Origin of the sequence: Microcoleus sp. A006_D1 (assembly GCF_036702805.1) — a bacterium.
In the GTDB taxonomy this organism is placed as follows: domain Bacteria; phylum Cyanobacteriota; class Cyanobacteriia; order Cyanobacteriales; family Microcoleaceae; genus Microcoleus.
Genome location: NZ_JAUBVZ010000011.1, coordinates 48150 through 69304 on the forward strand (window position 1 = coordinate 48150; position 21155 = coordinate 69304).

Below are 21155 nucleotides of genomic sequence, written 5' to 3' on the forward strand. Positions count from 1 at the left end.
CTTTTTTGTGTAAAGTCTTTCTAAACTTAGGTACTTTTTGCGCTGTTAGATGTCTCTAGCATACCTCATTCTCAGATTGAGAATGTTACTCATCCCCCAGCAGCCATCGACCTTTGAGGCGATCGCTCGTTTTTGCTTATGTGTATCACAATCGTCTTGACAAAATTCAACTGATGTGGTATGAAAAGCTTTCTGGAATAAATTCTGAGACTGTACAGTCGAAGCCGGCCAGCGCAGACCAATGACGAATAGCTACCGAGCACTGAAAACTAACTACTGACAAAATTATGCGTATTTCTCTAAACTGGCTGCGGGAATTGGTGGATGTGGCAATATCCCCGGAAGAATTAGCCGAAACCCTGACAATGGCCGGATTTGAAGTCGAAGAAATCGAAGACCGCCGCCCGTGGGCCGACGGCGTAGTATTGGGCAAAATAGTCGCCTGCGAACAGCATCCCAACGCCGACAAATTGAGAGTTTGTCAAGTGGATGTCGGCAAATCAGAAGCTTTGAATATTGTGTGCGGCGCCCCCAACGCCAGGGCAGATATTTACGTGCCCGTCGCCGTTGTCGGCACTTTTTTATCGACGATTGATTTAAAGATTAAACCTGCTAAATTGCGCGGCGTTCCTTCTGAAGGAATGATTTGCTCTCTGGCAGAATTGGGATTATCTAAAGAGTCAGCAGGAATTCACATTTTCGAGTTAGAAAATCCAGAATTGGGCAGCGATATTCGCCCGCTTTTGGGTTTAGACGACGTGATTTTAGACTTGACAGCAACTGCCAACCGTGCAGATGCTTTGAGCATGGTGGGCGTAGCCCGGGAAGTGGCGGCGCTGACTGGCGCAAGTTTGAGAATTCCTGAAGCTAATAATGTGGCGATTGCAGGGGAAGCAAGTGTTAATTTAGCAGTAGAAATATCGGAGCCACAAGGATGCCCGATTTACATCTGTACGGAAATTTCAGGAGTGAAAATTGCACCGTCTCCAGCTTGGTTGCAGCAGCGGTTGCAGGCGGCGGGAGTGCGGCCGATTAGTAATGTGGTTGATGTCACTAATTACATTTTACTCGAATGGGGACAACCGCTGCACGCTTTCGATCGCGATCGCCTGCAATCCTTCACCGGCACTTCTGACATCAGCATCGGCGTGCGCTTTGCCAAACCAGGGGAATCCTTCAAAACCTTGGACGGACAAAACCGCAATCTGCAAGCACAAAACCTGTTAATTACTGCTAGCGACAAACCCGTAGCCTTAGCTGGGGTAATGGGTGGCGAAGATACGGAAGTTCACGAAGGCACCGAAAATTTAGTCTTGGAAGCTGCGATTTTTGACCAGGCAACGATTCGCCGTTCTGCCCGCGCTCAAGGCCTGCGGAGCGAGGCTTCGATCCGCTACGAACGAGGGGTGAATCAGGCGGCCTTGACGACGGCTTGCGATCGCGCTGTCGCCCTAATTTTGGAGCTGGCTGGAGGCGCTGCAACGGTGCAGAAAACCGCGAGTTCGGGGGAAGATTTGAGTTTTTCGCGATCGCTCGAATTGCGTCTCGATCGAGTAAACTTGGTGTTAGGACAGTTGAAAAGAGGAGAAACCGGAGGTTCGGCATATCTGGAACCGGCAGAGGTAAAAAATATCCTCACAGCCCTGGGCTGCGAAGTGACTGCGACGGAAAAAGAACGAGTTTTTGCGATCGCAATTCCTCCTTACCGCTACCGGGATTTAGAAAGGGAAATAGACTTAATTGAAGAAGTCGCGAGACTCCACGGTTACGACAACTTCTGCGATACTTTACCCAGCGAAACAGAACCTGGTTATCTATCTCCAGAATACGCGCAAATACGGAATGTGCGATCGGCTTTTCGGGCGGCCGGTTTGACAGAATTAATGCACTATTCTTTAGTGAAAACCGAAGGAGAGAATCAAGTTGTGCTGGCAAATCCGCTGTTTGTCGAGTATTCGGCGTTGCGGACAGAAATGCTGTCGGGTTTGATTGATGCTTTCCAGTACAATTTGGAGCAAGGAAACGGCGCGCTTAACGGTTTTGAGGTCGGACGCATTTTCTGGAAAGATGGGGATGCCAAGAAAGAAGCAGATGCCGTAGCGGGGATTATTGGAGGCGACCCGACTGTGTGGAAATGGCAGCAAGGTGGGCGCGATCGACCTTTGACTTGGTTTGAGGCGAAAGGTGTCTTAGAAAGTGTGTTTCAGCAGTTGGGTTTGGCTGTGGAATATGCGGGGGATTCGTCTAATCCGCGCCTGCATCCGGGCCGCACAGCCGCGTTATCGATCCCCCCCTACCCCCCCTTAGAAAAGGGGGAAAAGAAACGGTTGGGAATCTTCGGACAGTTACACCCGCAATTGCAGCAGGAAAAGGGTTTACCGGAACAGGTTTATGTGTTTCAATTAGATTTAGCGGTGCTGTTGGATGAATTAGGGCGATCTACAAATTCGACTCGCAAATTTGCAGCTTATTCCAGTTTCCCTGCTTCTGACAGAGACATTGCATTTTTCGCACCGGTTGAAGTTCCGGTGGTTGAGATGGCTGGCGCGATGAAAAAGGCGGGCGGTAGCTTGCTAGATTCGGTGGAATTGTTCGATGAATACCGTGGTGACAACGTGCCGGCGGGACAACGTAGTTTAGCATTTCGGTTGATTTATCGATCGGGCGATCGGACACTCAGCGAAAGCGATGTCGAACCAGCCCAACAAAAAGTCCGCGACATCCTAGTTGAAAAATTCGGAGTCAGCCTCAGAAGCTAACCGTAGGGGCGGTGTCAAGAGTGCCCGCCCTCTCTCGACTTACACGCAAAGACTTAGAAACCGGGTTTCTTCCAACATTTCCCGCCACCAAACCAATATATTCATAGAAACCCGGTTTCTGCGGCGAAGCGAGTCCTAGATTTGCGGCAAAGATTGAGAAACCGGGTTTCTTCCAACATTTCCCGCCAGCAAACGAATATATTCATAGAAACCCGGTTTCTGCGGCGAAGCGAGTCCTAGATTCACTGAAAAAATCAATAATTTAAAGGCCGCAACATCTCCGACACCAAAAAATAGCAATCAGGAAATCGCAAAAGAGAAATACTCGCATCATCCGCCAGAATCACCCGACTTTGATAACCATCCTGACTCGGTTCTCGAAAAACATGAAGTTGCCTATTATTCACATCCAAAACCCAATAATCATCAATCCCCGACTCAGCATAAATTTTCGCTTTTATGCCGCAATCTGTTCTCAGCGTAGTATCCGCAACTTCAATAATTAGATAAATTTCCGATGGCGTTGGATGGTGGTCTTCATAGTAAAGTGGATCTGGTATAACTACAGAAATATCCGGCTCAGGTTGCGAGTAATTATTCATCCGAACTGGGTCTTGCAGCCGCACCAAAACCTGCTGTACTAAACTGTTTTCCAGTAATATCCTCGTGCGCGTAATCGCGGCACCGTGGGCTGTTCCTTTTGCTGCCATCTTTACTATCTGCCCTGCCAATAATTCTACCCGTTCATCTTCATCAAGAATACCAATTTCTGTCATCAGGTCATATTCTTGAACCGTCAACAGCCGAATATCTAATAAAGTCATAGTTGTCTCCTCCTATCTAACAATCCTAACTCTTCCCCTCTCCCTCTGCGCCCTCTGCGCCCTCTGCGGTTAATCAATCTTATCCTAAAAAAAATCGTCAAATCCTGCTACATTTATTGTACAATAAATTTAAAAGAAATTCATCCAAGGCTCAAAACCGTGACCAAATATGTAATGTGGGGAAATTACTGCCAAGACGTTCTCGAAAAACGCGCACCATTTCGAGACGCGCACCTAGCCGGACTTGCCAAACAAAAAGAATCAGGAGTATTGATTACCATCGGCCCAACCAAAGACTTAACCAAAGTTTTTGCAATTTACGAAGCAGAAGATGAGGCGGCTGTGCGACAATTAGTTGAAACCGATCCTTATTGGGTAAATCAGGTTTGGACTGAATACGAAGTGAAAGAGTGGATTCAAGCTTTTTGAACCTCTATAGAACTTCGGAATTATTTCATAAGTTAGTGCAGAAATAAATTTATTTGACTAATAAATCAATATCTGCTATCATAGCCCAATTGCATAAATTATCCAGCGGTGCGAGGAGGTTGCAGAGTGAATACCCTAAAAACGGCAGGCGGGGATTTAGTTGCGGTTGACTGTGGCGACTTATTGGACAAGATTCTAGAAATTTTAGAGAAGCCGCAGACTCAGAATCCTTTTAAGATACATGGTAAGTGCGATCGGCTACTCATCGACATTGACAGCATCGCCGAACAAGTCGCAGGTTTGGGAGTAGAAAATCCTTTAGGTGCTTCCGAACGCGGTGTTCGTACCGCCACAGTCAACTTTACTCCCGGTTTCAAAGAACGTTTTCCCGGTCAAATTACTAAAATCAAAAATAGTTTAAGAACCAGGCTAGAGTCAGCAATTAAGCAACAAAATCAACAGCTTGACATCGAACAATTTGTTGCTAACTTAATCACAGATTTGAAAGATTTTAAAAGACCCTCTGCCAACTTAGACTTTAGCTATCCCTTTGGCAACTATCCAGGGTTACAAAAGCAACGTTTGAGTATCACAAAAAATTCTAGCAGCAAAGAACTGCTAAAATTTCATAAACTAACTATCACCGTTGGTAAAACTAGCACATTTAATACCGAACTCAAACAAGGCTTAGAAAATTATATCAAATCTCAGTTTACTAGCGCTAGTGACAGCCAGCGGGAAGACTTAGATTTCATTCTTCAAGATTTAGAAGAAGATGCTAAATCAGACTTTTACAAACTCAAAGAAATTGTAGATACAGAAACAATCGGCAAACTCAAAAAACAGGCACAGATATGTTATTTAGAATTTCTGGAAGACAATCTTAGCACCAGCAATAACCCGTCAAATGCCGAGGGGATCATCTATTTACAAGACCTAATCCGGCGTCTCAAGCTGATTGATAAATATGTCGGCAATCTCGAAAACGGCGACGGTCATTACTCGGTTAGCTATGCCGATACTGACTTAAACTACCGAGATGCTTTTGCTCGTGCCGAATCCTTCGATATGCTGCCGATTATTCCCAAAATAGAAGGATATTTAGGAGAAACAAAAGACGAAAGCAAGGGAGATATTCAGTTTATTTTTGGACTAAAGCTCAAGTTTAATAACCCAGTTCAAGCCTATGGTGGCAAAACAGTCTTTGAGTATTATTTGAATCTACTTGACCCGGAAAGTGAGGAACACAAAGCCGAACTTGCTGACCCTATTAGAAAAGAAATTTTCGCGAGAAAGCTATTAAAGTTAGTATTTTTATACTACATTGTTTTTGCCGGAAAAGACGCATCAGCAAAAGATTATACAGTTAATTCAGATTTAGAATACGATCCAATTCCAGGATTTGAAGAAAAAATATTAAAAATATTCAACGGATCTGATCAAGCAGCAAAGCAAAAACTGTTGCGAGGGATCAAAAGAGGTTTTGAACAATATAATATCGCGTCTAAAATAGACACGCTCAAGAATCTCCTGCAAAAACTTCTGAAACAAAACCATTTACCGAAAGAATTTCCGCTCCATATTTCAGTAAAAAGCAGTATTTTAGATCGGGATATTAAAAATATTTCTAAAACTTCTACATTTTTTCAGCCTGTTTTCGGAATAAAAGAGAAAAAAGCATTAAAATATATAGCGATTGGTCAAGCAAAAGCTACTGAAAATTCCCTATGTACTCTCACAGCTAAAATTGAAATTAGTGATGTTCATTATTTTGCTACTGATGACCTGCAAAGCTTCAGCATGGAGTATGATATCACAGGCGTGAAAGCTCTGCCAGTGCTGATAAGACCAAATGAGCAGCAGTGTACAACAGTATACAATCGGTTTTATCAACAGCGCAAGCTAATCGAATTCACCTACAGTCTAGCTAGCAATAAATGGGAGGCAAAAAAAAGTTTTGTCTATCGGTTTACCTTCGACTTACTTGCCTATACTTGCCTCAAGTTGTTGTTGGAAAAGCAAAGCAGATTATTCATTCCCATACTGCGGCTGCAACTGAGCAACCAACAGTCTGATTCACCCGTAGAAGAGTTCATGCGTTCTTTATCTAAAAGGTTATCGCATTTATTCAATGAAGAACATCGTTCTAATTCTCAGGGTATTGATATCAGGAATTTAGAATACAAAGCTCCCAATGTGATGAGTTCTCTATATTCTGTGTTGCCTAAAAAGTTTACTTTTGCAAACCCGTCAGATTCTCCAAAAGAACTGGACAAACTCGCTATAGTTATAGTTTCCAGTCGGGAGAGCGATGCTAGGTGGAATAGCGATCAAAAACTATCGAATTTGCAAGGAGAAATTGTCGGAGCAATTCGTCAGAAAGATGGTTCTGTCAGGCTACAATTGCTCAAAACCTTCTCCGAAACCTACGAACACGAAAAGATGTTTAAAGAACCTACTGTCGTGCGAGATGAAATCGGGAAAATTTACCAAATGGGATACAGGCATTTTCTCTACATAGCCAAAGCTCCCTATTCTAGTACATTGCACATGACACAAAAAGAGGAAGCTTTATTTTTCATGTCGAAAGATGTGATTAAATATTTCAAAAAAAACTACGACGACATCAAAATTTACCCGATGTTTTTTGATAAATACTATGCAGTTAAATTGTCAGAAAGATTGGGAGTAAATTCTTTGTATATTCAGGATACGCTAGAGTTGACAGCTTTAGTAAAAGACCCAAGCAAGCGCTCGATTGTATTTTTCAACCTGTTTAATGGGCTGGTAGTAGGCGCAGAGGCAGAACGCAATTATAGGGGTGTAATTTCCTATGCTACTTTGTTGAATATCTATAAAGATATACTGGATGATCGACATATTTACCAGGGATTGATTGATGATACTCAACTCAAAAATGACATTTTGCAGTATTTGACTTTGTTCCACTTTTCTCGCTACGAAAAAGAAAGCGGTAAAAATGGTAAAATTAGTTTTAAATTAGATCCTTACGACAACCTCATAGGAGATCAATCCGTAGGTAAACTATCTTTGTACAAGCATATGGGAGGAATTGCGGAGTTTAATGCCTTGGCATTTTTAACCAAAGTTAAAGAAGTCTTAAATACACCGGAAGGAGGCGCGCAGTCATGAAATCTAAAATAGCAGAAGATTTGGGGCGTTTGTTTGAAGTTGGGTTTAATATTGGGATTCTTGCTTGCATTAAAGAGAAGCAAATTAAGCATAAGTTTGCAAATTTGTACCTTCAGGAATTACAGAAGTTAGAGTTTCCGAGGATGCTGAGGAAAATCACTGATAAAATAACCAGTCCCCTAGAAAGGAAGATGGCTGAAAAGTGGAGTGTATTTTTCCTACAAAAAGGCTTTCTATCAGGTTTGAACTTTTTTCGAGAATACCTGGAATCTACAGGTTGGAATGAGCCAAATAAACTACGACGTTTGGAAATTTTGTATTACCAATCCTGTTTTTGCGATGAGAGCAGTATTGGCACTTACGCTAAAGGTGAGAAACAATGGTTTGGAGAAGTCTTATCTCAATTTGACCAGATTGATAATGTTTCTCAGTATATCGGAGATTACAAAGAGAAAGGCGAGTTTCTGAGAGCTGACACTCTAATATTACTGCGATGTGGTAGGCAATTTAGGATTCTGTGTGTAGATTTGTCGGTGTTTTCGATGAGGACATCCGAGGATGTTACGGATCTAAACTATTTAGAGATTATCAGACGTTCTTTGAGACGAGATATGAACTATTTGCGATCGAAAAGTGTGTTTTCTAAACTTCGCATAGATACTGATAGTTGTGATGTCCATTTTTCGGAAGGTTTGAAGAGTTATTTTACTGCTTTTAAACATGAGGATAAGGAGAGTGCTAAGTTAATTCAAGCTGGCGGTTATGCTTATAGTTTTTATGAATTTCTCCGAGAAACGGGGATACTTGCTGATGATTCGCCAGTCATATTTAATGCGGTGGGATATAGCGATCGCGGAATTAGCGCTATGTCTGTCCGTCCCGAAAATTTAGATGTTTTGAAAACTTGCCACCTAATTTATAAGCATGATTCGAGTCCTCAAGAAATCGTCGATGCTCGCAAGCTAGTTTTAAATAAAATCAAGCGTAGTGCTTACCACAGCTTCGATCGCGGGAAAGAGCTTGTTGACGACATATTCGCAATGTCGGCAGATAAAATCAATGTTGTGCGCCACACAGAGCGACTTGAGGGTTTTGTCAACTCGGTGGGAATTGTGCCGGATGAATTGATGGAGCAGTTGGGATTGAGCGGAAGCGTGAGTTTGCGAGATGCTCACGCTCAACTGATTGAAAAAGCTCTAGAATCTGCTGCTACTTATATCTTTTTGACTGGAAATCCGGGTATTGGCAAAACAACTGCGATCGCCAATTTTCTCACAGATCATGTAGACGATGGATTTCTATTCTTTTATGTCAGTCCCAGAAAACAGGTAAATCTGGATATTATCGACAAGTTCAAAAAACCTGGTACTGACGATTTATGCGATGACAGAATATTAGCAATAAATACTTATAGCGACTTAATTAAAGATAGCGGCCATAAATATACTGTGCAGTATCTCTCGAATCAGCAGCAGGGAGAATTTCCATTACAGGTTGTTAATTTTCAAGATAGCAGACAGACTAAGCGTCAAAATAGGCGATCGAACCGACTAAAGAGACAAACAGAAAATGTGATTGAAGATGGTGGACGGAATACTAAGGGCGTACTTAACAGCATTTGTGAAGCCATTTCTACCCTGATTGATACTAAACATTCCAACAACATTGTCGCGACTGTTTCTATCCAAGCTTTAAAGAAAACTGATGCAGGCGACACGTTAAAACATTTTGAAAAGATTTTCAGGAATGCTTACATCGAAACCGAAAATCACGTTATTCCCGATCGCATGAAAGACATCTCCAGTCGCATCAAGCATTTGTTTATCATGATCGATGAGATTACTGGGGATGAGGGAGGCGTAGAATTTTTAAATGGCCTCAACAAGATCCTAGACACGTATGGATTGAAAAATAATTCTCACGGGTTTAATACAAAGGTGATTGTTGCAGATGCTTCTATCGTTGATAAGGCTGTAATTAATCAACACTTAAGCGATACCTCTGCTGAACCAGATAAAATCTATTTTCGGAAAGCTGAACATCCAGGTTTACCTCTGTCAGTGGAGCATTTTAAGTTTCAAGGTACTGACTCAACTCTGATTAATACTAACTCGTATCCTGCCAAAAGTTTAAGCATTACCTATAAGGTTTTTATTGAATCCTGCAAGTTTAGTGAAGATGCTTTGCCAGATAAAGAGACTGATTTAACTAAGGAAAGACAAGGGGAAATCTTACAGGATATAGAAGCTCTGTCAAAACGCTCCGATGTTGAACAACTAATAGTTTATATTCAGGATAAACAAAGATTGGGTGATTTGATAGAGAAGATTAGAGGGCATCGAGGTGAGTTTCAGAAAGGAACGGATTATATAGAAATACACGCTAATATTGGTGAGGAGGAAAAGGAGTTAGTTCAAAAATGTAAAGAAGATGTGAAAGTAGTATTTATGACTGCTTCAGGTAGTCGCGGGTTATCTTTTCCCAAGGCTAAACACATTCTAGTTGAGATTCCGAGGTTTGAAATAGAGAAAAACCTGATGGAATTGATTCAGGTGATTTATCGGGGGCGCGGAAAGGATGAGATTGATAATCAAGATAAAGAATTGATTTTCTATTTAGGCGATCGGGCAGTATATTTTGAAGATAACAAAGAGATATCGATACAGGAAAGTAAACTGAGTATTTTAAATATTTTGTTGATTTTGAAAGCATCTATAATGACGCGAATTTATGGTTGCGGGCAAATTGGTTCAGATAAGTTTATCATTATACCGATCGGCGGCAAGTCTGTATTGGCTGCTGGTGAAACATTTTCATCCCAAATGAAAAACTTAATCGATTTGTTGAAAAGCGAACACAGGAAGAACAGGAGCGATCGGCGTTTACCACAAGTCTATAATAGTCTAGAAGATTTACTTGGTCAAGCTGATTTTGCATTGAGACAGAATGTTGAGTCTAGTGGTAAATCCCAGACTTCGTATCTGACACAGCGCGAGTTTTTCAACAATCAATTTTCTCAGTTAGTAAGTGAAGGTTTCGAGAAGTTATTAAGCCTTGATCACCTGGAACTCGGCTACATGAGTGGTGGTTTATTAGTTGTACCGATTGCATCGCAAACTTTGGAGGAAACCTACCTGATGCCTCTGGTAAAAATAGCCAAAACTGCCAATAGTGAACTTTGGCATAATATGCAAACAATTAGCCGTAGTAGTTCCTATTCAGAAACTTTGCAATTTGCTATTCAAGATGCTATGGAGTTAGTTCAAAAACTGACAGATTCTGTTGACAAAACACAAAGATTTGAGCAAAGCAGTCGGCGAAATGACCAGTATTATGCCTTGCCATTGTTTGTATTTATTGCTGGTGAAGTATTCAGCGAATATTTTGCCAGCAACCCGGAAGAACCGAAATACCAACATTTTAGAGATATCTTGACTCAATATATCCGGGCGCTGTATCCTATTGGTAATGTTCTGCCTATTGGAGATAAGTATCAAGATTTCCCATTTGTTGTGTTTAGGAGTTATAGTTTAGAACAGGTGAGGCAAAAGATATTTACGGATAAGTATCTTTTGAGTTCAAATGAGTTGAATATACTAAATTTAGTTTTGTCTGAAAAAATGTGAATTTGGGGGTTGATAGGGTGAACGTGTTAAGATTCGACAATAGTGATTTAGTAACTGTAGATTATGGCGATTTGCTGGACAAAATTTTAGAAGTTTTGCAGGAAAAGAACCCGTTTAGTATTTCGGGCGATCGCAAACGTTTACTAATAGATATTGATACACTGGCTAATCAAGTCGCTACTTGCAAAGAAGTACAAAATCCTTTGGGTAATTGTGAAAATCAAGCGGATTCTGCTACGGTAAATTTTTTGCCGGAAGTTGAGGTGCGTTTTCGCAGTCAAGTTAGGGAGATTCAAGCTTGTTTGCGCCATAAATTAGAATCTGCTGTGGGAAATAGTATTGCAATTGAAAAGTTTGCAGCTAGTTTAACCAGTCCCCTAGAGTCTTTTAAAGGTAAGGGAAGTGAGTTGGGTTTCAAGTATGATTTTGGCAAATGCTATGATAGTTTGCAGAAACAGAAGCTGAGTTTAGAATGCTTAGATTCTGACTGCGATTCACTATTGAAGTTTCATAAAGTAACTATTGTCGTCCGCAATGCAGATATTTTTCAAGAAGAGTTGAAAGCTGGCTTAAAGAATTATATTGCTGAAAATGCTGAGAATAAAGACGATCGGGAAGAACTTAATTTATTGCTTGATGAAATGGTGCAAAATGAAACTTCTGATTTTCACCGCCTGGTGCGAGTTGTGGATCGGGAAACTCTGGGACAATTGAAGAAAGAAGCTACAATTACTTACTTGGAGTATCTTTTAGAAAATCTTGATTCAACTACCGAAAATGTGCGCGGTTTAATTTATTTGCAAGATTTGATTCGCCGTATGAGGTTAATAGAAGCATATATCAGCGATATCAACAAACCTGATGGTGATTACTTGGTCAGCTATCAGGGAACTCAGGTTAATTACAGAGATCTGTTTTCGCGATCGGAAGCTTTTGATTATTTGCCGATCGTTCCGATTATAGCAGGTAGTCTGGGAGAAACTACGGATGACTCTGGGGGCGATCGCCAATTTGTTTTTGGCCTCAAACTCAAGTTTGGCAATCCTGTTCAATCGCGGGGAGGCGATCGCGTATTGGACTACTATCTTAATTTGCTAAATCCCGACAGCGAGGAACATCTCGCCGCATTGGAGGCACCAGCAAATCGTGAGACTTTCTTCCGCAAGGTATTAAAAATAGCGTTTTTGTATCACTTTGTCTTTGCCTCGTCTCAGAATCCGCTAGCAGCCAATTACAGCCCAGAAGCCGAACTAGAATACGATCCGATCGCAGGATTTGAGCGAGTAGTCATGCCGATATTACAAAGTTCTAATGAAGAGCATAAAAAGCAGCTTTTCCGCAATTTTTTTAAGCGATTTCAAGAAATTAATATCACCCACAAAATCAACTGTCTCAAGCAATTGCTGCAAAAATGTATTTTAGATCAAACTATTTTATCACCTCGAACAGAATCGCGACTGATTTTGGTTAAAAGAGGTTTACTGGAAAATATCGATCGTACCTTGACAACCGGAATTTTTTTTAAGGAGGTTGTGGGGCGCAATCCCAAGGAAACACTTCAGTATATTTCGGTGGTAAAGCCAAATGTCAGCACAAGAGCAATTTGTCAATTGCCTCTGAATATTACTATTGAAGATGTTCGCTATTTTCCAACCGATGAATCTCAAAGTTTTAGCATGGAGTACAATATCAAAGGTATGCAGGTTTTACCAGTAGTTTGGATTGCTAAAACAAAGCATTCTAGAGATGTTTTTTATAAAAGTTTTCAGAATAAATTCGTCGTATTTCCCTACGACAACCGACGGTTAGATAGCAAGGGAGGCTTGAAACCACAAGCGGCTTTTGTTTACAAATTTGCTGTGGCCCTGATGTCGTATATTTGCTTACAAATCTTGTTAGAGAAATTACCAAATAATTTATTTGTGCCGATGGTAAGACTTCATGAAGGCGACTCAAAAAATCCTTCACCTTCGGAAAAGTTTATTGGGCATTTCTCTAAAACATTATGCCATATTTTGAGCGAAAAACAGCGATCGAACTCCAAGGGATTCCGCATCATGGGAACTCCGAGTGGTTTGACAATCCGAAACGGTTTGAGTTCACTGTATTCAATACTACCTAAAAAGTTTCGATTCAACAATGTACAGTTATCTTCTGAGTTGGATAATTTAGCGATTATTGCGGTATCTACCAGGGATAGCGATGTAAAAAAGGGTAAGGGCAATCGTGCTGACAGAAAAGCCTGTTTGATGGGCGAAGTCACCGGAATCAGGCGTCAAGAAGATGATACTATTCAGGTGGGAATGCTGAAAACTTTTTCGGAAAACTACAGTCTTCAGCATCTTTATACTCAGCCATCAATTCTCGGAGATATTGTCACCCAGTTATACAATCGAGGCTATCGAAATTTTTTATATATCTCGCAAGCACCTTATATGAGTACGCTGCATATTACTCAAAATGATGAAGATGATAAATTGTTTTTTATGTCAAAAAATATCATCCGAGTTTTGAAAGGAGAGCGGGAAGATATTAGAATTTACCCGGTGTTTTTTGATAAATACTACGTCCACAGTCCCAAACAGCATAGAGGAGAATCTTTTTATATTCAAGATACAGCGCAGCTTAGCAGCTTGTTTGCAGATACGAGCAAGCAAGCTGCTGTGTTTTTTAATTTGTTTAACGGGATTAAAGTAGAGCAAGGTGAGAAAAACTTTTACAATGGAGTGATTTCCTATTCGACGCTATTGAATATTTATGAGGGAATTCTTGATGACCAAAATATTCGTCAAGGTTTGATTTATGATGGTATAATCAAAGATACTTTGCTGCATTATCTCACGATTTTTCACTTCTCTCGGTACAAAGCTCGGCAAAAAATCAGTCTCAAGCTAGATCCATTCGATCGCATTATTGGCGATGATTCTGTTGGTGCTCTATCGATATTTAGTCATGGGGGCGGGGGGGCGGATTTTAACTCGCTGGCTTTTTTGAATAAGGTAAGAGAAGTATTGAGCGTAACGGAGACTGTATAATAACCAAAAAGGAACAAAACTCACTTCAAAAAAATATGGCAGTCAAAGTAGGAGACATCGCACCGGATTTCACTTTATCATCTCAAACTGGCGCATCCGTCAGCCTCAAGGACTTTCGAGGTCAAAAAAATGTCATCGTCTATTTTTACCCCAAAGATGACACCCCTGGATGCACAGCGGAAGCTTGCGCTTTTCGTGATAGTTATGAAGTTTTCAAAGACGCAGGTGCAGAAGTAATTGGGATTAGCGATGATTCCCAGCAGTCTCATCAAAAATTCGCTACCAAATATCAGTTACCTTTTACTTTGTTGAGCGATACTGGTAATAAAGTTCGGCAATTATATGGCGTTCCTGCTACACTATGGATTATGCCCGGTAGAGTTACTTATGCGATCGACAAACAAGGCGTTGTCAAGCATATTTTTGACTCAATGTTGGATTTTAAGGGACACGTTTCGGAAGCGCTAAAAACTCTGGAAAGTATTAAAGGTTAGTCATAAATAATGGGACTCGGCGGTTGAAACCGCGTCTACACGAACAAAGTCTGCCTCCGCAGACTAAGATCAAAAGAGGACTGAAGTCCTCACTACGAACTTGTGGTTTGTAGTAAGGACTTTAGTCCTTAATTTCTAGGGAATTGCTAGTGAATAATTCGCTATTCAGAATTATCTAACCTTTCGCAGCAACTGATTTTTCAGGTACAGCGCTTTCGGCAGTTTTGCCATTTTTGCTATTACCGTTGCCGTTGGCATTGCGTGGTTGGATAACTCCATAGCCGCCGTGAGTCTTGCGTTCGTAGAGCACGTTAATTTCGTTTGTTTCGGCATTGCGAAACATATAAAAATCGTGATCGATAATCTGCAATTGTTCCAAAGCTTCTTGCACAGTCATTGGAGGCATGGCAAAATACTTAGTCCGCACCACCTCAGCAGGAAGTTCGGGAGTTCGATCGCCAATCAAGTCGGCAACAACAGGAAGTTCATCCACCACAGCTACCGTTTTGGCGTTGCTAGTGGTTTTATTGTCGTGGCGTTTTTCCTTGAATTTCCGCAGTTGACGGGCTATTTTGTCGGCAACTAAATCGATGCTGGCATATAGGCTTTCCGTGCTTTCTTCAGCCCGAATCACGCTGCCATTAGCATAGATAGTCACCTCAGCAGTCTGCTTAGGATTGATCCTGGGGTTACGAGCCACCGATAGATGTATGTCCACTTCCGTCGTCAAAGTTTGAAAATGGCTAACTGCCTTTTCCACCTTTTGATTGACGTACTCGCGAATCGCATCGGTGATTTCTATATTTTTACCCTGGATAACAAGCTTCATAGAGCTCCCTCCCTTCTGTAACGTGGGTATAGTTCATACAATAGCACTATGTATTCTACAAAACACTTATCTTCCAAATCTTTTTTATATGTTGACAATTCTTGATTTAAACTGCGCCAATGTTCCGTAAAAACACTGTTGATTTTTTGCATGATCTCCCCTCTCATCCATAAACCTCTGATCCCTAAACCCTGCTTGCTCCTCGATTGGGGACAAGTACCCTATTCCCAAGCCTGGGAAATTCAGCAAAAACTGGTGCAAGAACGCCGGGACAATCCAGATTTGCCAGATGTGCTGATTTTGCTGGAACATCCGCCGGTTTACACTTTGGGACTGGGTTCAAAGTTGGAATTTCTGAAATTTGACCCAAGTCAAACTCAGCCGGAATTGCATCGAGTCGAGCGCGGTGGTGAGGTGACTTACCATTGTCCAGGCCAGTTGGTGGGCTATCCGATTTTAAATTTGCGCCGTCACCAGCAGGATTTGCACTGGTATTTGCGGCAGTTGGAGGAAGTGCTGCTGAGGGTGCTAGAAGTTTGCGGGCTGAAGGGTTCGCGGGTTCCGGGGATGACTGGGGTTTGGGTGGATGGCTGCAAGGTGGGTGCGATCGGGATTAAAGTCAGTCGCTGGATTACCATGCACGGTTTTGCCTTAAATGTTTGCCCGGATCTCGCAGGTTTTGGGCAAATTGTACCTTGCGGGATTCCCGATCGACCCGTTGGCAGTTTGGAGCAGTTTATTCCGGGAATTGAGGTCAAAACTGTGCGATCGATCGTACTCGCTGAATTTGCTCGCGTTTTTGGAGTGGAAATTGTGCGATCGGATTGGACGGCGGTTGCAACCGCGTCTACAAAAACGAAGTCTGCCTCCGCAGACTGAAGAAAAGAACGTAAATTTAACCACCCGTTTTTCAACCCGCGGAGGCGGGTTTTGCCTGTGTAGAAGCGGTTTCAACCGCCGTCTTAAAACGGAATCGGATCGTAATCGGGATTGTCAGTTTCGTTAGAGGAACCAGATTGGCGATCGGACTCAGAAGACTGATGCGAGTTCCAATCTGAACTTGACGTGCGATTAGCAGAGCCTGGAGCGCTGTTAGAACTGCGGCCTCGGGAACTCATGGGAACCACATTGCTCGGCACATTAGCCGGAGCGCTGTCGCGAATTTGAGCAGGTTCGGGCGCGGTTCTAGTTGCCGGAGGTGCACTCATGGCATCTGCGCCAACACTGTAAATCCTTTGAGCTGTCAGTTCAGCGCGCTTTTCTTTGACACCATCTCTGTCGATCGTATTCATACCGAGTCGGCCTTCAATGATCACGCGATCGCCCTCGCGATATTTTTCGTGAATTTCTTGAGCTAAATTGCCCCATCCTATCACCTTCAGATGTTCGGGCGGATCTTCAGGTTTTTGGCCGGGAAACTGCACCAGCATTTCTGCAATTTGAAGTTGATTGTCGGGAGTATAACGGAGTTGCGGTTGTTGAATTATTTCCGCCATTAAAATGCAGCTATTCATCTTTTTTCTGTGCGTAATTGGTCATTTGTCATTAGTCATTGGTCATTGGGCATTGGGCATTGGGCATTGGGCATTGGGCATTGGGCATTGGTAATTGGTCATTAGTTATTGGTCATTTGGAATTTAGGAATTGGTTATTGGGAATTGGGAGTTCAGGATTTTTGATTTTTCTCTGCTAAGTAACAGGCAAAATTAATTACATAAAGACTATTAACGCTGACAAGACTTTCAGGCGAGATGCAAGTATAATTATTTTTGCACAACTACTTATTAGCTGTTAGTTGTCACCAATTACCTATGACCAATTCCCAATTACCAATTACCAATTCCCAATTCCCAATTACCCGTTACCAAATTTATCTTGGCGAACCGCCGCCTCGGCTTGGGTGACAAAATCGTGAACCAGGGCGCGGTACTCTTTCAAAGTTTCAGATACCCAATCTCGATCCTCGCTGTTGGCGAAGATATGAACGGTGGGTTCGCTAGCATCGGGCAAAACTAATAGCCAATTGTCGTCGCTATAGTTAAAAATCTTCACTCCATCTATTAATTCTAAACGATCGGGCGAATGAGTTTCTACCAAATGCCGCATTAGCGAACCTTTGACCGTCCAAGGACAGCGGACGCTGTAACTGCGGTGGGTGACGCGGGGAAGTTCGGCTTTGATCTGTCCGAGCGATCGCTCCTGAATCGTCATCATTTCTATCACTTTAGCAATGCAGAACATTCCGTCAAAGCCCGGATGCAACTGCGGGAAAATAAAACCCATATTACCGCTACCGCCCAAAACTACATTTGGGTTTCTGTGAGCTGCTTCCATCAAAGCAGTTGGGTTTGCCTTAGTGCGGATTACCTTGCTTTGATAGCGACGGGCGATCGCCTCCACCGCAGAAGACGCATTCACCGGCACTACTACTGTACCTGTGGGATGGGAAGTCAGCATCAAATTTACCATCAGCGCCGTCAGCATTTCCCCGCGAATCGCGATTCCCGACTCATCTACCAAAATGAGCTGTTCGCCGTTGGCCGACACCTGCACCCCAAAATTAGCGCTGAGTGCTTTCACCACCCGGCCGAGTTGGTCGAGCAAATATTCCCGTTCCCCGTTGCTCAGAGAAGTCTGTTTGAGACTGGCATTGAGCACCACCGCATCGCAGCCGAACTTGGCGAGCACTTGCGGCAGAATGGCTCCAGAAACTGCGTAAACGTAATCGATTACCACCTTAGAATTGCTGTAACGAATTGCCTCAACATTCATCTGCCGCTCAAACATCCGGTTGTAAACGTCGAGAGCTTGGTTGAAGTACGACATCTCTCCAATTTCGGGAATCAGAGCCCGCCGCAAATCTTCCTTAAAATAAGCGCCCTCGATTTTTTTCTCCGCAGCTTTAGTAATATTGATGCCTTTGATATCGAAGAATTCAATTAAAATGTGGTCAGAGCGATCGGGCGAAATGCGAACGTGAATGCCGCCAGCAATTGAGATCGTAGACGAAACCGTGCGCGCGATCGGAATTGCCGTCGATTCCAAATTGACCACATTAATTCCCACCGACATCAAACCTGCAATCAAAGACCTCGAAACCATCCGCGAAATGCTCCGCTGATCGCGAGAAACCGATACCGAAGCCCCGGTTTTCAAAGTTGAGCCGTAAGCCGCGCCCAATTTCACCGCAAATTCCGGGGTAATATCCACATTTGCCAGTCCTTGAACGCCGCGCTGACCGAACAAATTCCGCTTAGCTTGTTCTCCCCAAATTAAATTTTGATTTAGCAGAGCGCCGGATTCAATATTTTTGCTCGGCCAGACGCGCACGGAAGGGCCGACTTGCGCCTCTTCTCCGACGATCGACATTGAACCGACGACAGCACCTTCGAGGACGTGAGCGCGCCTGTCTACGCGGGTGCTGCGGCAAATCACGCAGGCTCTGAGATGGGCATCTTCGCCGATAATTGCTCCATTCCAAACGATCGGACGTTTGAGGTTAGCATCGGCCCCGACTGTCACGTTATCTCCGATTACTGAACCCGCGTCAATTTTGACTCTTGCTCCAATCCGGCAATTGCTACCGATCATGGCCGGTACTTCGACGATCGCGCTATCGTCAATAAAAGTATTTTGACCTACCCAAAGTCCCGATCGAACTTCGTCATAGTAGGTCAAATCCAGTTTCACCTTTCCCCGCAGCGCGTCATACTGAGCTTCCCGGTAAACATCAAGCTGGCCGACATCGCACCAATAACCATCGGCGATGTAACCGTACATCGGCTCGTTTTTTTCCAGCAGCAGCGGAAACAAGTCTTTCGAGAAGTCGCACTCTTGATCTACAGGCAGATAATCCAAGACTTCGGGCTCTAAAATGTAGGTGCCGGTATTGACGGTATCGGAGAAAATTTCACTGCTAGAGGGTTTTTCCAGAAAGCGACTGATGCGGTAATTTTCGTCGGTTATCACCACCCCGAATTCGATCGGGTTGGGAACGCGAGTTAAAATTAACGTGGCTTTGGATTGCTTGCGGCGGTGAAATTTGATCGCTTCGGTCAAGTCGAAGTCTGTGATGCTGTCGCCGCTGATGACTAGAAAAGTGCGATCGAGCAATTCCGCAATATTTTTGACACAACCAGCCGTACCCAGCGGTTGGTGTTCCTCCACAGCGTAAGTCATTTGAACGCCAAACTCTGCCCCATCAGTAAAATATTCGCGCATCACATCGGGAAGGTAGTGCAGCGTGGCAATAATTTCCGTAATCTGATGCCTTTTTAGCAAATTGATAATGTGTTCTGCGATCGGGCGATTAAGAATCGGCACCATCGGTTTAGGCAAATCGCACGTCAGGGGTCTGAGCCTCGTTCCCGACCCCCCAGCCATCAGCACTGCACGCATAAAATCCTCCTTGCTTAAAAAGCTCTCTACCCTCATTGTCCGCTAGAAAAAACTTGCCTGCTGTAACCTGTAGGGCACTAACTATCAGTCTTAATTATCTTTGAGTAATCGCGCGCTTCTGAAATCCCGGAAAGCGACGGCATCTCCCAACAGCAACCAATTTCAATCGCATGAGAATTTAGGGCATCGATTTTCAGCATAAGTCGCTTCTTGCTTGCACTCTGAAAGCTATTTCCTGGCTGATACTTTTAACCGTACCCGACAGCTAGGATGCTCTTAATTACGAGAAAGAATTGGTTTAAAGCCCCAAGCCTTAAAGGCGAGAAATTAAAATCAGACGATTCATTACTCCAATCCTCGGACTTCCAGGTAGAGGTCGCACTCAAGCAGTCAACTGTCAACTGTCAACTGAATGAACTTTCTTCTGCTATATTTTTAAGTTTGCCACCATCAGGGATTTTGAAGTATCTAGCTGAAGGTGGAATTGCTACGGATATCGGTGCGCCTTGGCGTCTGAAAAATGATAGATTAAGAGTAGGGCTTTGCCTCGCTGACTCAAAATCCAATCAGTCGCTTAGGGGGTTATTTGATGGAACCGTTAATTGGATTGGTGTTGCTAGTCGCTTACGGCGGCGGTATTTGGAAATTTTGGAATGGTTTCGATCGCACAAACTTCGACAGAAGTTTCGCAAATCGCCTGAAACTATCGCTGCTGTGGCCCGCGTTAATTTTTAATAAGCCTTACCGCCAAAACTTTACAAAAGCACTCAAAGGCTCTAGAAGGTAATTCAAGAATGTCTAAAAAGTCGGATCGCCCAGTTGCAGGTCAAGAGCAGACTTGGTTTGCCAAAGGAAAATCAGATAGCTGGCAAGTTTTACTATCGCAAGTCGCCTCTCGGTTCGATCGCGAATACCGAGGAGAAGCATTCGCCTTACCCGAAGAAGTCGAAGCCATGCCGATTTTCCTAGAATCAGTCGCCGGAACACTGCAAGCAAAAACAGTATCTCCCTTCTGGAAACTTGCCAAACCCCAAAAAAACCAGCGCTGTTTAGACATTGGCTGCGGAGTCAGCTTTCTGATCTACCCTTGGCGGGAATGGGAAGCCTTTTTTTACGGTCAAGAAATCAGCAGCGCAGCCCGAGACGCCTTAAACGCCCGCGGCCCGCAGCTCAATTCTAAGCTGTTCAAAGGCGTAGAATGGGCTCCCGCTCACCAGTTAAATTACGAAGAGGCTCAATTCGATTTATGCCTCGCTACAGGCTTTAGCTGTTACTATCCCATAGACTATTGGACTACTGTAATGGCAGAAGTCAAGCGGGTACTAAAACCGGGCGGTCATTTTGTATTTGATGTCCTCAACCCCAACGCTCCTTTAGCAGAAGATTGGGCAATTCTGGAAACTTATCGAGCAGGGGAAGTATTTTTAGAGACAATAGAAGATTGGGAAAAAGTCATTAAAGCTGCTGGCGCTAAAGTAGTGAAAAAGCAAAACGGCGACTTATTCCAAATGTATAAAGTTCAATACACTTGAGAGGGAATTGGTCATTGGTCATTGGTCATTGGTCATTGGTCATTGGTCATTGGTCATTGTAATTGGGTGGGATTTT

At 43.1% G+C, this 21155-nt stretch carries 13 protein-coding genes; 9 read left to right on the forward strand and 4 right to left on the reverse strand.

All coding sequences use genetic code 11. The features are described from left to right. Positions 1–287 precede the first annotated feature (287 nt). Entirely contained in the window at positions 288–2759 is a 2472-nt protein-coding gene (gene pheT / locus QUB68_RS19800) for a phenylalanine--tRNA ligase subunit beta (protein WP_332995651.1), read from the forward strand. A 254-nt stretch (positions 2760–3013) separates the two neighbouring features. Here pheT and QUB68_RS19805 read toward each other — a convergent pair whose 3' ends face one another. After that, positions 3014–3583, reverse strand: coding sequence for a Uma2 family endonuclease (locus tag QUB68_RS19805; protein WP_332995653.1), 570 nt, complete (start codon positions 3581–3583; stop codon positions 3014–3016). 159 nt (positions 3584–3742) lie between these two features. Here QUB68_RS19805 and QUB68_RS19810 point away from each other — a divergent pair, with 159 nt between their 5' ends. From QUB68_RS19810 to QUB68_RS19830, 5 genes are all read left to right on the forward strand, one after another. After that, positions 3743–4012, forward strand: a complete 270-nt coding sequence (locus QUB68_RS19810; RefSeq protein ID WP_332995655.1) for a YciI family protein — start codon at positions 3743–3745, stop codon at positions 4010–4012. A gap of 126 nt (positions 4013–4138) precedes the next feature. Then, a complete protein-coding gene (locus QUB68_RS19815; protein ID WP_332995657.1) occupies positions 4139–7165 on the forward strand; it encodes a hypothetical protein in 3027 nt (1008 codons plus the stop codon). Then, the gene (locus tag QUB68_RS19820; RefSeq protein ID WP_332995659.1) at positions 7162–10791 is read left to right on the forward strand and encodes an ATP-binding protein; all 3630 of its coding nucleotides are present in this window, start codon (positions 7162–7164) and stop codon (positions 10789–10791) included. Before QUB68_RS19815 ends, QUB68_RS19820 begins: the two co-directional genes overlap by 4 nt. A gap of 17 nt (positions 10792–10808) precedes the next feature. After that, positions 10809–13826, forward strand: a complete 3018-nt coding sequence (locus QUB68_RS19825; protein WP_332995661.1) for a hypothetical protein — start codon at positions 10809–10811, stop codon at positions 13824–13826. Between the two features lie 35 nt (positions 13827–13861). Then, a complete protein-coding gene (locus tag QUB68_RS19830; protein ID WP_332995663.1) occupies positions 13862–14320 on the forward strand; it encodes a peroxiredoxin in 459 nt (152 codons plus the stop codon). A 175-nt stretch (positions 14321–14495) separates the two neighbouring features. On the opposite strand, the gene hpf is transcribed toward QUB68_RS19830, so the two are convergent. After that, a complete protein-coding gene (hpf, locus tag QUB68_RS19835; RefSeq protein ID WP_332995665.1) occupies positions 14496–15149 on the reverse strand; it encodes a ribosome hibernation-promoting factor, HPF/YfiA family in 654 nt (217 codons plus the stop codon). 150 nt (positions 15150–15299) lie between these two features. Between hpf and lipB the strand changes: the two genes are divergently transcribed. Next, positions 15300–16028, forward strand: a complete 729-nt coding sequence (gene lipB, locus QUB68_RS19840) for a lipoyl(octanoyl) transferase LipB (RefSeq protein ID WP_332995667.1) — start codon at positions 15300–15302, stop codon at positions 16026–16028. Between the two features lie 83 nt (positions 16029–16111). Here the strand turns inward: lipB and QUB68_RS19845 are convergent, their stop codons facing one another. Both QUB68_RS19845 and QUB68_RS19850 read right to left on the reverse strand, forming a co-directional pair. Beyond that, on the reverse strand, positions 16112–16663 hold the full coding sequence (locus QUB68_RS19845; RefSeq protein ID WP_332995669.1) for a single-stranded DNA-binding protein: 552 nt from the start codon (positions 16661–16663) through the stop codon (positions 16112–16114). 340 nt (positions 16664–17003) lie between these two features. After that, on the reverse strand, positions 17004–19547 hold the full coding sequence (locus QUB68_RS19850) for a mannose-1-phosphate guanyltransferase (RefSeq protein ID WP_332995671.1): 2544 nt from the start codon (positions 19545–19547) through the stop codon (positions 17004–17006). 589 nt (positions 19548–20136) lie between these two features. Here QUB68_RS19850 and QUB68_RS19855 point away from each other — a divergent pair. Next, positions 20137–20334, forward strand: a complete 198-nt coding sequence (locus tag QUB68_RS19855) for a hypothetical protein (RefSeq protein WP_193974558.1) — start codon at positions 20137–20139, stop codon at positions 20332–20334. 7 nt (positions 20335–20341) lie between these two features. Then, complete coding sequence (locus QUB68_RS19860) at positions 20342–21079, forward strand: class I SAM-dependent methyltransferase (RefSeq protein WP_332995673.1); 738 nt, start codon at positions 20342–20344, stop codon at positions 21077–21079. Positions 21080–21155: the final 76 nt, after the last annotated feature.